The following is a 13,895-nucleotide window of genomic DNA, read 5'->3' as shown; positions in this document are numbered from 1 at the left end:
GTTCCATCAAGGCTGCCCCACGGCCCACGCCGGCAGGCGCTGGACCCCCCAGCGCACCGCCTTGAGCAGCCCGAGCGCCACCGTTTGCTCCACCGTGAGCCGGCGGTGCGGCTTCCGACGCGCGAGGTACGCGTCGAGGTAGCGCAGGAACTCGGGGTCCGGCTCCATGCCGCCCACCTCGCGCCGGATGCGCCGGTACTTGCGCGTCTTCCAGATGAAGTTCTCCCAGCTGTCGAAGTAGTCGTGCCGCATCAGGAGATCGGGCACGTAGACGACCCGCAGATCGGGGAAGTCCTTCGCGATCCGGTAGACGAGGTAGACCCCCTCGGCGCCGTAGAACTGATCGGGAAAGCCCCCGGTCGAGAGGTAGACGCCGCGCCGGATCGCCATGTGCCCCTCGGTCGCGAGGACGTCGTCGACGACATCGTCGCCGCGGTCGTAGTGCCCCGCGAGCGTGCAGAAATAGGGGTGCTCCTTGGGGATGATCCGGCCGCGCATCGCCGCGATGCGGGGGTCCTGGAAGACGCGGCAGACGACCTCGACGAACGTCGGCGCGATCAGCCCGTCGTCGTCGATGAACGCGACGTACTCGCCCCGCGCCCAGGCGATGGCGGCGTTGCGCGCGGCGTTCAGCGGGATGCCGTCGGTGAGGCGCAGCTCGACGTCGACGAGCGGGGCCGAGCGCGGCCGCAGGTGCTCGATGCCGCCGCTGTCCGCGAGCAGGATCTCGAACGGCACGTCGAGCGCAGCCGTCTGGCCGCGGGCGTGCTGGAGGCACTCGATCAGGTAGTCCTTCGCCTTGTAGGAGATGACGATCAGCGTCAGCTTCGGCGACGGGACCTCGCGCCGCACGATGAGCTCCTTCACCTCGGGCGCGTACTTCGCGCGCCACGCCTCCTGATGGGCGCGCTCGGCCTCGGGGAGCCCCGCTCGATCCTGGAGAAGATGGTCAGGCATCGCGGGCTCGCATGCCACGGGGGCCGCCGCGCAGGCAAGGATGTCGCGCGGGCGCCGCCCGGGGAGCGGCGTCGGCGCGCGCGCTCAGCGCGGAAAGCGCGGCTTCAGGCGCGCGCGCTCAGCGCGGAGAGCGCGGCGTCAGCCCCTCGGGCTCGCCGCGACGCGCTCGAAGAGGCCCGCCAGCGCCCCCGCGCTGGCGCGCGCGCTCAGCGCGGAGAGCGCCGCGCAATCGGGCTCGACGAGCGGCCGACCGGCCGCGCGCGCGTCGAGCGCGTCCTCGATGCGGCGCTCGATCGCCGCGGCGTCGCCGGCCGCGTGCGTCCAGCCAAGGCGGGTCGCGTCGAGGATGCGCGCGACCTCGGGGGACGGCGAGACCGCGAGGATGGGCGCGCGCGCGAGGAGGTAGTCATAGAGCTTGCCTGGCAGGAGGTGGGGCTCGTCGCCGAAGCCTGTGAGCAGCGCCAGATCGGCGCCGGCGATGATGCCGAGCCCCTCGGCGTACGGCAGCACCGTGCGGTGCTCGAAGAGCCGCGACACCCCGAGCTCCTCGGCGAGGCGGAGGTCGCTCTTCGCGACGCGCCCCAGGTTGAGCAGCCGGATCGCGCCTGGGCCGAGCGACCTCCGGCGCGCGACGGCCGCCAGCGCCCGGACGAACGGCGCGAGGGTGCGCTCGCTGTAGCAGTTGCCGAAGTGCACGAGCGTCACCGCCTCGCCGCGCCGCGGGGCGACCGCCGCGTCCGGATCGAAGCCCGTCCGGATGCACTCGACGCGGCGCTCGATCCCCCGCTCGGCGTAGGCGTCGCGGGTCATCTCGGACGTCACCGTGAAGGCCGCGGCGGCGCCCACCACGGCCCGCTCGACGAGCGCCGCGGCCGCGCGGCTCCACGCGGGCCGCGTCGCCATCACCGGGCCGAACGACCACGGATCGCGGAAGTCGACGACGACGGGCCGGCCGATGGCCCTGCCGGCCAGCACGCCCGCGAGCACGGTCTCCCACGGCGCCCCGCTCGCGAAGATCACCTCGGCCCCGACCTCGCGGGCGAGGCGCGCGACGCGGACCGCCAGGGCCGGGACGCGCCCCGTGTTCGGTCCAATCACCGGGACGTAGCGGACCTCGGCGGCGAGGCGCGCGAGGCCTCTGCGGCGCGCGATCGGCGGCGCGGCCTCGGTCGGCGCCTCGAGGGTGCCGTCCGAGCCGAGCGCCCGGCGCGGCATGCGCGCAAGCTCGGCCTCGGAGAGGTAGCCGCGGCGCACGTCGCCCGCGGGCAGCGAGCCCTCCGCGAACGACGGATCCAGCCGCTCTCCTGGAGGCGGCCTCGCGGTGAGCACCGTGGCTGCCCAGCCGTGCTCCGGCAGAAATTTCGCGAAGCGGTACGCGCGCTTACCGCCGACGCTGAACCGCGGTGGAAAGTAGTAGCTCACGAGGAGCGCGCGCCTCATGGCCGCGCCTATATCACGGCCGACCCTCGCGCCGCGCGCTCGCCTCGGGAGGCCGCTCCTCGCCGCGCATGTGCTACCGAGCCGCCATGCAGGACGAGCAGCCCGCCCCGGTCGAGCCGAGCGCGCCCACGCGGGCCCCGGAGGTCGCGCCGGCTGCCAAGGAAGCGCCGCGCCCCGGCGAGTCGCAGAGCACATCGCTGGCCGACCGGATCGGGATGATCGTCGGAGGGCAGGTCGTCAACACGCTGATCGTCCTCGTGCAGGGCATCGTCGTGGTGCGGCTGCTCGGCAAGGCCGAGTACGGCGTGCTCGCGTTCGCGACGATGCTGTTCGTGACGGGGCGCGATTTCGCGCAGCTCTACCTCCCGGAGTCGTTCCTCTATTTCGCGCCCAAGGTGACCCGCGCCGAGCTCCGCGGCCTGGTGCGGCAGAGCATGCTGCTCCTGGTCGGCCTCGGGGCGCTCTCCGCGCTGGCCTTCTCGGTGTTCGCGCTGGTCCCCAGCGTCTTCCTCGATGGCCGCGAGGGCGTCACGCGGCTCCTCCTGCTCATCGGCCTCATGAGCGTGATCTCCTACCCGGCGAGCGTGTTCGGCCCGCTCTTCATCGCGACGAACAACCACCGCAAGTCGGCGGGGGTCGCGCTGGTCGTCACGCTCTCGAGCGCCGCGGGGGCGATCGTCCCCGCGGCGCTCGGGTGCTCGATCGCCTGGATCGTGGCCGCCCAGTGCGCGGCGCAGGCCCTCCGGCTCGGGCTCTCGTACCGGCTCTACGCGCGGCTGTTCCAGGACGTCGCCGCGGCCCCGTTCCCTGGCGGCGTCAAGGCGCAGCTCGCCTACGCGCTCCCGCTCTCGGTGACGCGCTTCGCCGGCCTCTTCAACCAGAAGCTCGACAAGTTCGTCATCGGACTGTTCTTCAGCGCGGGCCTTTACGCCGAGTTCTCCGTCGGCTCGCAGGAGCTCCCGCTCGTCGGCGTCCTCGCCTACTCCGTCGCCTCGACGATGCTCCCCGACCTCGTCGCCCGCGTCGAGAACGGGCGGACGCCCGCGGAGGGCGCGAGGGCGGCGATCGACCTGTGGCACTCGGGCATCCGCAAGACGACGCTGATCATGCTCCCGGTCGCGGCGTTCCTCCTCCTCTTCGCCGAGCCGCTCATGCGCACCATCTACGGCGACGCCTACGCCGGCGCCGCCGTGCCGTTCCGCATCTACTCCGCGCTCCTGCCGCTGCGCGTGACCGCGTACGCGATCATGCTGATGGCGTTCGGCAAGACGTCGTTCATCCTGCGGATCCAGGTGCTGTCGATGGTGTTCAACACCGCGGCGAACCTGGTCCTCCTGCCCACGATCGGCATGGTCGGCGCGCCGCTCTCGGCCGTCCTGACCCAGGTGCTCGTGATCACCGCGACGGTGGCCTGCATCGCGCGCTTCTCGGGCGTGGGCCTCCGGGGCGTCTTCCCTTGGGGCCATTACGGGCGCGTCGCGGCCACCGCGATCGTGGCCGCGGCGCCGCTCGCCGCGTTCCTGCTCACGGGCGCGACCAACAGGCGCCCCGCGCTCTGCCTCGCGCTCTGCGCCCCGCTCTACGCGGGCCTCTACCTCGTGGCCGCGCGGGTGACCGGCGTGCTCGCTCCCGAGGACCGGGCGTTCGTGGCGCGCTGGCTGCGCCTCGAGCCGCTGCGGAGTCGCCACGGCTGACGCGTCCGCGCGCGTCGCCCCCTCGCTGTCTCGGGCGGCGAACGAGGGCTGCCGGCGTGGAATCGGCGCAGACTGATTCAAAGGGCCCTCGCCCGGAAGGCGGAAAAGATTGACAGTCGTCCCGTCGTCTCCCGCGTGGCGCCCGCCTTCGGGTGGATTTCCCGCCGATCGGTGTTCTAGGCTTACTTGCCGGCCTCATCGGCGCCTTGTGCGATGGAGACGACCATGAGCGAAGACCAGGAAGCAGGGCTCGTCCTCCGGGTCATCTCGGGCCCTCTGGCCGGGCAGACGGCGCGTATCCCAGGCGACCGTCCGCTGCTCGTCGGCCGCGCTCCCGAGTCGGATCTCTCGATCACGAGCGACGTAGAGCTCTCTGCGCTGCATTTCTCGGTGGAGCAGATCGACGGCAGCTACCTCCTCCGCGACCTGGGGAGCCGCAACGGGACTCAGGTCAACCGGGAGCGGGCGCGCGAGGTGTCGCTCCGGGACGGCGACGAGATCCGCGCGGGGGGGACCGTGTTCGCGGTGGCGCGCCGCGAGGTGAGCCGCCGCTACGCGCCGACCGAGCCCGCGCCGCCCTCGCGCCGCGCGCGGAGGACCGCAGTGCTCGCGACGGGAGCGCCGTTCGCCACGTCGGCGCGGGCGCGGCTCCGGCAGGAGCGCTCGCCCCTCTTCGCGGTGCTCGACGCCGCCCGCGACCCGCGCATCCGGCTGCTGCTCGGCGAGGCGGGCGAGCAGACCGCCTCGCTCTACACCGGCTTCCAGGGCGAGATCCTCGCGGACGTCGGCCCCACGCTCGTGCACCTCCCGCACGGGTCCAGGCTGCTCGACGCGCTGGTCGACGGAGGCTGGGGCGACTGCTGGGGCGTCTTCCTGACGAGCGACCGCCCGTTCGGCGACGTGCGGAAGCACCTCCGCCGATTTCTCCTGGTCGAGAGCGGGACAGGCAAGCAGCAGTATTTCCGGTTCTACGATCCACGCGTGCTCCGCGGCTTCCTCCCCACGTGCGGTCCTCGAAAGATCGAGGCGCTGTTCGAGGAGGTCGAGGCCTTCACCATGGAGGCCGAGGATCCGGGGAAGCTGCTCCGCTTCACCGCCCGGGGCGGCAAGGCGGTGCGCGAGGAGTCGGCGCTGGAACGCGAAGGCTGAAGGCGCACGCCGGCCCCGCGGGCCGGCGTGGATCAGCGCGGCGGCGCGCCCGCGGCGCTGCCCGGCTCCAGGGCGGGCAGATCCCAGGCGATGAGGCGCAGGAGCTCCGCCACGCTGAAGGCCTGCGCGAAGCTGCCACCAGGGTGGTGCGGCGGCTCGCCGGAGGCGATCTCCGGCACCTGGCCGAGCGCGATCTCGTTCGCGGCCGCGGAGGCCGCGAGCCGATGCAGCAGCGGGATCACATGCTCGCCGAGCGTGGAGAAGCGCCGGGCGGCGCGCGCGTAGAACCCGAGCAGGAACGGCCAGGCCGTGCCCTGGTGGTAGGCGCTGTCGCGCGCCTCGGGGCCTCCCTGGTACCGGCGCGCGTAGGCGGGATCGGCCGGCGAGAGCGTGCGCACGCCGGCGGGGGTCACGAGCTCCAGGCGGACCCGATCGAGCAGCGACGCGGCCCGCTCCGGCGTGAAGCAGGCGGGATCCACGGCGACGGCGATCAGCGCGTTGGGGCGGATCGACGCGTCGCGGAACGCGCCCTCCCCCTCCGCGTGCTCCGAGATGACGTCGTACGGGTAGCCGGTCTCCTCGCACCAGAAGCGGGCGGCGAAGCCCTGGCGCGCCGCGCGCGCGGCCGCCTCCGCCCGCCTCGCCAGCCGATCGTCGCCGGCGGACCGCGCGAGGCGCGCAAGCGTCTCCGAGCCCTTCGCCCACAGCGCCGTGAGCTCGACCGGGCAACCGGCGCGCGGGGTCACCGCGCGGCCCGCGACGCGCGCGTCCATCCACGTGAGCCCGTCGACGGCGCCCTCGCCGAGGCGCCCGGCGGCGAAGAGGCCGTCGGCCGTGACGTGGATCCCGTTCCGGGTCCCGCGCACGGCGGCCTCGAAGGCGTCGCGGAGCGCGCCGAGCAGCTCGCCCGTCACGAACGGGTGCGTGTCGCCGACCGCGTCCGCGAGCAGGCGAGCCGCCTCGAACAGCCAGAGGGTCGCGTCGGCCGCGTGGAAGTCCGCGGGCTCGCCCGCGTCGGGGAGCCGGTTCGGCACGAGGCCGTCCTGCATGGCGTCGATCATCGAGCGGAGGACTCGGATCGCGGCCTCGGTCTTGCGCGGCACGAGGTAGAGGCCGGGCAGGGAGATCAGCGCGTCGCGGCCCCACACCTCGAACCAGGGGTAGCCCGCGATGACGCCGGGCCGCGCGGCCGCGTCGGCGCGGAACGCCTCGGCCGCGATGGACAGCTTCCGCTCCAGGAGCGGGCGCCGGGGCCCCGGGTCCTCGGCGCGGATCGCCGCGCTCGCCGCCGCGAGGAGGTTCTCCGGCTCGTCCTCGGGCAGCGCGCCCACCGCCACGAGCAGGTGAACGGGCTCGGTGCCGATGACCGTCTCGAAATGGCCCGGCGTCCAGAGATCCTCGAGGAAGTCGAGGCCCCGATCCTGCTCGCCGAGGTACTCGAAGCGTCGCCACCAGTCCTGCGAGCCGACGAACGTGCCCTGGTAACGGAAGCAGATCCTCGGCAGCGCGCGGTTCGGCTGCACCCGGACCTCGCCCATCACGGGGCGGTCCCGCCCCGAGCCGGGCTCGCCGCGCGCCGCCCCTGCGCGCAGCTCGACCTTCTGGGAGATCCCGCCGTTCTCGCGGAGCAGCTGGTGAATGTGGCGGGCGGCGAGCAGCGGACGCAGCGTCAGCATCACCGGATCCGCCCCGCTCCAGGCATAGCGGAGGACGGCGGCGTTCTCGCCGCGCACGAGGCCGAGCGTCACCTCGAGCTCGCCGCCCGGGACGGCGTACGCCCAGCGCGGGAGCGGATCCTGATCGAAGCGCTCGAGGTAGAACGAGCTGCTCTCCGGATCGATGCCCGGGAACTGGTGCTTGGCGAGGTCCCAGCGCGGCCACGAGGCGCGGCGCTCGGACGGCGCGCCCTGCTGCCGTACCGGGCGGACGCAGACGTCGACGTGCGAGAGCATGACGTGCCGGCGCCGCGGAGGGTCGAGGGCCGCGACGAGCAGGCCGTGGTAACGGCGGGTGTGCATGCCGGCGATCGTCGAGCTCGCGTAGGCCCCCGCGCCGTTCGTGTGCAGCCACTCCTTGCGCGCGATCGAGAACTGGCCCCGCACCTCGACGTGCGGCCACGGCGAGGCGTGCTCCAGCGCGGCGCCCTGGCCGCGGGGCGCCGCGGGCGTGGACGACAGCGCGTCGTGGGTCGGGGAGTGCCGCCGGGGTCCGTCCGAGCTCATCGACCGCCGGTTGCCTTCCTGAGCGAATCCTCGGCGGCGGCGCGCATCACCTCGACCGGCGCCGGGAGGCCGGTCCAGAGCGTGAAGGACTGCGCCGCCTGGCCGACCAGCATCCCGAGCCCGCCTTCGGCGCGGAGCCCTCTCTCGCGCGCCATCCGGAGGAAGGGCGTCACCGGGGGGTTGTAGACGAGGTCGTAGAGGCACACGCTCGGCGAGAGCGCGTCCCACGGGATGATGCTCGTGACCTCGTCCCCGGGCGGCCCCCCGAGCATGCCGGCGCTCGTGGCCTGGATGATCAGGTCGGCGGCGACGGTGAACTCGCTCCAGTTGAGCCGCAGCGCCACGGAGGACTTGCTGCTGATCGACCTGTCGGTCGGGATCGGCCAGGGCGCGGTGAGCGCGCCGAGCTCGGACGCGCGCTGCCCCGCGGGCGACTCGAGCATCGCCTCGGTGCTGGTCCACGAGCGGGTGGTCACGCTGATGAGGTGATAGCCGAGCATCTTGCACGCGGCGATCGCCGCGAACGCCGCGCCGCCCGCGCCGATGATCACCGCGCGCTGGCGCGGGCTCGAGCGCGCGCCGTACGGCCCCTCCGGATCGTCCCCGCGGGGCGGGGCGGATCCCAGGAGCAGCGCGAGCTCGTCGCGGAGCGCGGCCACGTCGGTGTTGTACGCCGTCACGCGCCGCGCCTCCGTCGCGCAGAGGACGTTCGCGGCGCCGACGTCGGCCGCGCTCGCGTCCACGTCGTCGACCATCGACATGATCGCGCGCTTGTGCGGGATCGTGACGTTCGCGCCGGCGATGAGGCCGCTCCGGATGTCGCTGACGAAGCGCGCGAGCTCCGGGCCGGTGGGCACGTCGAAGGCGCTGTAGATGTGCGGCAGGTGGTGCGCCCGAAACGCGGCCGAGTGCATCGCCGGCGAGACCGAGTGGCCCACCGGGTGCCCGACAAGACCGAACATTCGCCGCTCAGCGTTCGACATGGTGCCTCTCCTCAGGGCCGGCCTCCGCGCCGCCCTGCCCCACCGAGACCTGGCCGGCGGCGCCCGTGCGACCGAGGGTCGGGGCGCGCTCCTCGGCCGCGAAGCCGAGCCCGAGCTGCTCGCACGCGGGCGCGCCGGGCTGCGTCCTCTTGCGCCTCGGCGCGCGGCCGGACGCGGCGCGCGGGCCGCCGCCCTGGCGCGCAGGCGGCGCGGGCGCCGCCGCGGCCGACGCAGCCGCCGCTGCCGGCGCGGGCTCGTGGCCGTCGACGAGCGGCTCGTCCGGACCCGCGGTGACGACGACCCGCACGAGCAGCGCGCCGTGGTGCACGCGCACCGCGATCGGATCGCCCGGCGCGACCTCGCGGTGATCGCGGACCGCGCGCCCCGACGCGTCCGTCGCGATGGCGTAGCCGCGCGCGAGCACGCGGAGCGGCGACATCGCCTCGAGCCGGGCCACGTCGCCCGCGAAGCCCTCCCGCAGGAGGGCGACGTGGCGGTGCGCGGCGGCGGCGAGGCGCACCGACAGCGGCCGGAGCGCGCCGCGGGCGCCCGCGAGCACCGCGCGCGGGTGGCGCGCGGCGAGCCGTCGCTCGAGGCGCTGGAGCGCGGCGCGGTCCTCGACGAGGATGCGCTCCATGCGGCGCCGGAGCCTCGCCATGGCGTCGTCGATGCGCTGCTGGGGCTCCGCCAGGATCTGCGCGGGCGAGCCGAGCCGGGCGCGCTGCCGGTCGAGATCGGCCCGAGCGCCCCGGATCCGGTGGGCGATCGCGCGGCGCATGCGGGCCTCGAGGTGCTCCAGCGCCGCGCGCCGCGCGGCCGCGTCCGCGACGAGCATCTCAGCGGCCTGCGAGGGCGTGGCGGCGCGCGCGTCGGCGGCGAGGTCGGTCAGCGCGACGTCGATCTCGTGCCCGACGGCGCTCACGATCGGCACGCGCGCGGCCGCGACCTTCCGGACGACGATCTCCTCGTTGAACGCGCTGAGGTCGTCGGCCGAGCCGCCCCCGCGCCCCACGATGATCACCTCGATGCCCGGGAACTCCTCGAGCAGCGAGATCGCGCGCACGATCCGCTGCCCTGCGCCGGCGCCCTGGACCGGCGTGCGCGCGAGGATCAGCCGGGCGCCGCCGCGGCGGAACGCGACGGTCACGATGTCGTGGATCGCCGCGCCGTCGCCGCTCGTGACGACGCCGATGATCTGCGGATCGACGGGCAGCTTGCGCTTGCGCTCCGGCGCGAAGAGCCCCTCGGCGGCGAGCTTCTCCTTGAGGCGGAAGAGCGCCTCGAGGAGCGCGCCGCGGCCGGCGAGGCGCGCGTCGTCCGCGGAGAACTGGAGCCGGCCCCGAGGCACGTAGACGGTGGCGCGGCCCGTGAGCACGACGCGCGCTCCATCGGCGAGCAGCTTCCGCGCGCGCGGCGCCGCGGTCCTGTACATCACGCAGTCGATGGCCGCCTCTTCGCTCTCGTCCTTGAGCGTGAAGTAGGCGTGGCCGCTGCCCACGACGCGCAGGCCCGAGATCTCGCCCTCGACGCGCACGTCCGCGGTCGACCCCTCGAGGATCCGCTTCAGCCGGCGATCCAGCTCCGCGACCGAGACCACCTCCGGCTCGGCGCCCCGCTGGCGGCGCGAGGGCGGCGGGCTCGTGAGCTCGCGAGGCTCGGCGACGGGAAGGGCCGCGAACGAGAGCTCGGGCGGGATATCGCGGCGCTGCACAGGGCAGACGTACCCTTTTGCTCGGCCTGTGGAAAGACTCTCGCGGGCCTGATCCCGCGTCAGGCGAGCCCGCCGTCGGGCGCGCTGCGAGGCTCGGCGCGGAGCGGCGGAGCGACGGGCCGTTCGCGGAGGCGATTTCGTGTGAGAGGGCCAGCCCGCGATCCGCAAGGTCCTCCTCTCCCACGGCGGCGAGATAGCCGTCCGAGTCCTCCGATCGCTGCATGAGGTCGGCCTCCGGCGCATCGCCGCCTGCAGCGATGCAGACCGCGACGGCCTCCATGTCCGCCTCGCGAGCGCGTCGTACGCCATCGGCCCCGCGCCTGCGTTCGAGAGCTACCTCCGCTTCGGCCGGATCCCCCGCGTCACCAGGCGTTCCGGGGCGGGCGCTATCCATTTCGGGTACGGAAAACCGCGAGTTCGAGGAAGCATACGAGGCGAGCGGACCTCGTCGGGTTCCTCCTTGCCGAGGAGGGATTGCCTTGATGGCCCTCGCAGAAGCCGGCCGCCCTCACTAGGGCGCCCCTTCCCGCAGCCGCTCCCATGGGAGCGCGCTCGCCGGCGTGCGCGTCCTGCAGCGCGGCGTGACACGTCGCAGCGCGCGCCGTCCGCGACCCGCCGGGGACGTCCTCGGTAGGTCGTGACCGATCGTAACAGGTCGTACGAGGTCGCAACCGATAGTAACAGACCGGCATGCCAACAACGCGCAGCCCCCTACGCAGCGCGTTGTCCTAAAGTCCCCTCGCTCCGGCCTCGGTCAATGCTATTCTACCGCGAACTTTCGGCCGGGGTGGAGGTGCGATGGGACGCGAGGCGAAGGGCCAGAAGGACCCGCTTGGGTCCGTCGCGATGCTCCCGTCGATCGAGGTCCGAGCCCACGAGCCTCCCTCTGCGACAGGCAGGTCGGCGACGCAGCGCGCGGGCGAGCCGGTGAGCGACGCCGCCGTGACGCCTTCCCCACGAGCCCGGTGGTTCGACGCGACCGCTCCCGCCGTGACGCCGGCGGGGGGCCCGGACACCCGGCGGCGCTGGGCGATCCCGCTCTTCCTGGCCGCGCTCGTGCTGGTGGTGACCGCGCGCGGCCTGATGCTCCGTGCGCTGTTGCCGGTCGCCCTCGTGACGGCGGCGGTCACGCTGCTGGCGCGGGGACGACGGCACCTCCTGCCCCCTCCGCAGGTGAGCCGCCGCGGGCTGAGCCTCGAGGGCGATCAGCTGCTCCTTCGAGGCCAGGGCAGCGCCGCGCCGCACGTGCTGCTCACCACCCGCGAGCGGTTCGGCGTCACGCTCCTCGCTACGCCGCGCCGCGATCGCATCGTCGCCCTGCTCAGCTCCAGCGCCGGGATGTCCTCCATCGGGGCCGGCTTCGACGGCCCCTCGCGGCGCACCTTCGCCGCGCTCCTCGACCACGCGTCGGTCGTGGGCTCCGACGAGGTCGGGCTCGAGGCGATCGGCCCGGACGGCGAGCCGATCTCGCTCAGCCCAGCGGCGCTCGCCGCGCTCCTCGAGGAGCTCACGCTGCGCTCGCCCGGGTGCCTCGATCGCTTCCTCCTGACCGACGCGCGCGGCGCCGCCCTCGGCCTCGACAGCCGGGAGCTCCGCGCCGGGGGCCGCGTCTTCGATCTGGCGGCGCCGCTCGAGTGGCGCGCGTTCGTCTTCCAGGAGGCGCTCGGGCAGGCGATCGCGGTGTACCAGGGAACGTGGGTACGCCAGGGTACCAACGAGCTCTCCCTCGTCTGCCTGCTCCCCGCGATGACGCCGGCGCTCGACGGGCTGGGGGCATCGCTCGGCCCGCTCGATCGCGGCGCGCTCCGCGACCTCCGGCTGATGCAGGGCATACCGGAGAGCCCGCCGCCCGCCGATCAGCGCGTCGCCATCGATCGCCTGCTGATGGTCCCGATCCGATCCGCGCTGGACAAGGCGCCCCGGCCCGCCGCGCAGGCGCCGCGCGCGCGCGCATGACGCATCGACCGTGAGTGAACGCAGCGCCAGGGTTGTCCTGATGGGTCGACGGACAGCGCGCCAGGGCTGTCCTGACGGAGCGACGGGCCCGTGCGCGGGCGTCGTGCTTCGCTTGACTCCCGCGCGCGAGCACGGGTAAACCGCGCTCGGTATTCAGGCGATTTCGAGTCACCACGTCCCACACGACATCCGGAGGCGATCCATGGCCGTCGATATCCAGAAACTGTTCAACGAGGAGCTGCCCGCTGCGCTGGCGAAGCATACCGACGCGGCCAAGCAGATCGGCGGGAAGTACCAGATCAACGTGACGGGCGAGGGCGGCGGCGAGTGGCTGATCGACCTGTCCGACAGCGGGCCCAAGCTCTCCTCGGGCAACCCTGGCAACGCGGATGTCACGATCTCGCTCACCAGCGAGGATTTCCAGAAGCTGCACGAGAACCCGCAGGCCAACTCGATGCAGCTCTTCTTCGCGGGCAAGCTGAAGGTCACGGGCAACCAGATGCTCGCGATGAAGCTCCCGAAGCTGTTCCAGCTCAACGCGGGCTGATCCGGGCGCCGGCGGAGATCCGGCGAGCCCCACCTGCGCCGCCGTGCGCCCCCTCACCGACACGCGCATCCTCGATCTTTCGAGGCTCTTGCCTGGCCCCTTCGCGACCCTCGTGCTCGCGGATCTCGGGGCAACGGTGGACAGGATCGAAGACGTCGCCGGCGGAGACCTCCTGCGCCAGCTCCCCCCGCAGATCGCCGGAGAATCCGCGGCGTTCCAGCTCTTGAACCGCGGCAAGCGAAGCGCCCTGCTCGACCTGAAGAGGCCCGAGGGTCGCGACGCCTTCCGCCGGCTCGTCGCCAGCTACGACGTGCTCTTCGACCAGTTCCGCCCGGGGGTGCTCGATCGGCTCGGCCTCGGTCACGCGGCGCTGCGCGCGGACAACCCGCGGCTCATCGTCTGCGCGCTGACCGGCTACGGTCAGACGGGCGCCCTGGCGGCGCGCGCGGGGCACGATCTGAACTACATCGCGCGCGCGGGGGTCCTCGGCGCGCAGGGGCCCGTCGAGGGGCCGCCGCAGGTACCGGGCTTCCAGGTGGCCGACATGAGCGGCGGGATGTGGTGCGTGATCGCCATCCTCGCCGCGCTGCGCGAGCGGGAGCGGACCGGGCAGGGCGCGGTGCTCGACATCGCCATGACCGACGGCGTGCTCGGCTTCGCCCTCCCCACGCTCGCCGCCGCGCTCGCGAGCGGCGCAGGAGGGGCCGGGGAAACGTCGCGCGCGGCGGGCGGCGAGCCGCTCACCGGCGGGCTCGCGCCGTACAACACCTACCTCTCGAAGGACGGGCACGCGATGGCCCTCGCCGCGCTGGAGCCGAAGTTCTGGGTCTCGTTCTGCGAGGGCGCCGGGCTCGATCCCGATCCGAGCGCGCTCGTCCCCGGGCCGCACCAGGCCGAGCTCAAGCGCAAGCTGGCCGCCGTCGTCGCGGAGAGGACGCGCGCCGAGTGGGAAACCCTCGCCGCCGAGCGCGACTGCTGCCTCGAGCCGGTCCTCGATCCGCGGAGCGCCGCGGCGGATCCCCACCTCGCCTCGCGCGATCTCCTGTTCGAGATCGCCTCGCCGCGCGGCCGGATCCCCCAGATCAGGACGCCGGTCACGCCGGCGGGCGTCGCGTTCGCGCCCGCGCCTCGCGCCGGCGAGCACACGCGCGCCGTGCTCCGCGACGCGGGCTTCTCGGAAGGCGATATCGATGCGCTGATCCGCGCCGGCGCGGCGCGGGAGGCGCGCTGACGGCC

At 73.9% G+C, this 13,895-nt stretch carries 11 protein-coding genes; 6 read left to right on the top strand and 5 right to left on the bottom strand.

What is annotated here, in order from left to right:
* Window positions 1-6 precede the first annotated feature (6 nt).
* Window positions 7-957 carry a glycosyltransferase family 2 protein gene (locus tag WMF14_RS14225; protein ID WP_437801482.1) on the bottom strand — a complete coding sequence of 317 codons (951 nt, stop codon included), beginning with the start codon at window positions 955-957 and terminating at the stop codon, window positions 7-9.
* A 138-nt stretch (window positions 958-1,095) separates the two neighbouring features.
* Window positions 1,096-2,397, bottom strand: a complete 1,302-nt coding sequence (locus WMF14_RS14220; RefSeq protein WP_437801481.1) for a glycosyltransferase — start codon at window positions 2,395-2,397, stop codon at window positions 1,096-1,098.
* A gap of 86 nt (window positions 2,398-2,483) precedes the next feature.
* Here WMF14_RS14220 and WMF14_RS14215 point away from each other — a divergent pair, with 86 nt between their 5' ends.
* Window positions 2,484-4,091 carry an oligosaccharide flippase family protein gene (locus tag WMF14_RS14215; protein WP_437801480.1) on the top strand — a complete coding sequence of 536 codons (1,608 nt, stop codon included), beginning with the start codon at window positions 2,484-2,486 and terminating at the stop codon, window positions 4,089-4,091.
* A gap of 225 nt (window positions 4,092-4,316) precedes the next feature.
* Window positions 4,317-5,240, top strand: coding sequence for a DUF4123 domain-containing protein (locus WMF14_RS14210; RefSeq protein WP_437801479.1), 924 nt, complete (start codon window positions 4,317-4,319; stop codon window positions 5,238-5,240).
* Between the two features lie 32 nt (window positions 5,241-5,272).
* Here WMF14_RS14210 and WMF14_RS14205 read toward each other — a convergent pair whose 3' ends face one another.
* Genes WMF14_RS14205 through xseA form a run of 3 tightly spaced genes read right to left on the bottom strand, consistent with a single transcriptional unit; the run spans window position 5,273 to window position 10,156 of the window.
* The gene (locus tag WMF14_RS14205) at window positions 5,273-7,462 is read right to left on the bottom strand and encodes an amylo-alpha-1,6-glucosidase (RefSeq protein WP_437801478.1); all 2,190 of its coding nucleotides are present in this window, start codon (window positions 7,460-7,462) and stop codon (window positions 5,273-5,275) included.
* Window positions 7,459-8,445: a shikimate dehydrogenase family protein gene (locus WMF14_RS14200; protein WP_437801477.1), complete on the bottom strand. Its 987-nt coding sequence runs from the start codon at window positions 8,443-8,445 to the stop codon at window positions 7,459-7,461. The genes WMF14_RS14205 and WMF14_RS14200 overlap by 4 nt, the downstream gene beginning before the upstream one ends.
* Window positions 8,432-10,156 (bottom strand): exodeoxyribonuclease VII large subunit, encoded by a 1,725-nt coding sequence (gene xseA, locus WMF14_RS14195; protein ID WP_272103328.1) that lies wholly within the window; start codon window positions 10,154-10,156, stop codon window positions 8,432-8,434. Before xseA ends, WMF14_RS14200 begins: the two co-directional genes overlap by 14 nt.
* Window positions 10,157-10,316: 160 nt before the next feature.
* Between xseA and WMF14_RS14190 the strand changes: the two genes are divergently transcribed.
* The 4 genes from WMF14_RS14190 to WMF14_RS14175 all read left to right on the top strand — a co-directional run bounded on the left by WMF14_RS14190 (window position 10,317) and on the right by WMF14_RS14175 (window position 13,890).
* Complete coding sequence (locus tag WMF14_RS14190; protein ID WP_437804207.1) at window positions 10,317-10,790, top strand: biotin carboxylase N-terminal domain-containing protein; 474 nt, start codon at window positions 10,317-10,319, stop codon at window positions 10,788-10,790.
* 164 nt (window positions 10,791-10,954) lie between these two features.
* A complete protein-coding gene (locus WMF14_RS14185) occupies window positions 10,955-12,112 on the top strand; it encodes an IMP dehydrogenase (RefSeq protein ID WP_437801476.1) in 1,158 nt (385 codons plus the stop codon).
* A 202-nt stretch (window positions 12,113-12,314) separates the two neighbouring features.
* Window positions 12,315-12,659 (top strand): SCP2 sterol-binding domain-containing protein, encoded by a 345-nt coding sequence (locus tag WMF14_RS14180; RefSeq protein ID WP_272103323.1) that lies wholly within the window; start codon window positions 12,315-12,317, stop codon window positions 12,657-12,659.
* A gap of 43 nt (window positions 12,660-12,702) precedes the next feature.
* Complete coding sequence (locus WMF14_RS14175; protein ID WP_437801475.1) at window positions 12,703-13,890, top strand: CaiB/BaiF CoA transferase family protein; 1,188 nt, start codon at window positions 12,703-12,705, stop codon at window positions 13,888-13,890.
* The last annotated feature ends 5 nt before the right edge of the window (window positions 13,891-13,895 follow it).

Origin of the sequence: Sorangium sp. So ce693, assembly GCF_051521375.1 — a bacterium.
Lineage (GTDB): Bacteria > Myxococcota_A > Polyangia > Polyangiales > Polyangiaceae > Sorangium > Sorangium atrum.
Note: the sequence above shows the minus strand (reverse complement) of the source record. Positions and strands in the feature narration are given on the sequence as shown.

Bases quoted from the DNA above. Each gene is read 5' to 3' on its own strand.
- WMF14_RS14210 (WP_437801479.1), top strand. From the start codon at position 4,317: ATGAGCGAAGACCAGGAAGCAGGGCTCGTCCTCCGGGTCATCTCGGGC.
- WMF14_RS14200 (WP_437801477.1), bottom strand. From the start codon at position 8,445: ATGTCGAACGCTGAGCGGCGAATGTTCGGTCTTGTCGGGCACCCGGTG.
- WMF14_RS14185 (WP_437801476.1), top strand. From the start codon at position 10,955: ATGGGACGCGAGGCGAAGGGCCAGAAGGACCCGCTTGGGTCCGTCGCG.
- WMF14_RS14215 (WP_437801480.1), top strand. From the start codon at position 2,484: ATGCAGGACGAGCAGCCCGCCCCGGTCGAGCCGAGCGCGCCCACGCGG.
- WMF14_RS14205 (WP_437801478.1), bottom strand. From the start codon at position 7,462: ATGAGCTCGGACGGACCCCGGCGGCACTCCCCGACCCACGACGCGCTG.
- WMF14_RS14225 (WP_437801482.1), bottom strand. From the start codon at position 957: ATGCCTGACCATCTTCTCCAGGATCGAGCGGGGCTCCCCGAGGCCGAG.
- WMF14_RS14220 (WP_437801481.1), bottom strand. From the start codon at position 2,397: ATGAGGCGCGCGCTCCTCGTGAGCTACTACTTTCCACCGCGGTTCAGC.
- WMF14_RS14180 (WP_272103323.1), top strand. From the start codon at position 12,315: ATGGCCGTCGATATCCAGAAACTGTTCAACGAGGAGCTGCCCGCTGCG.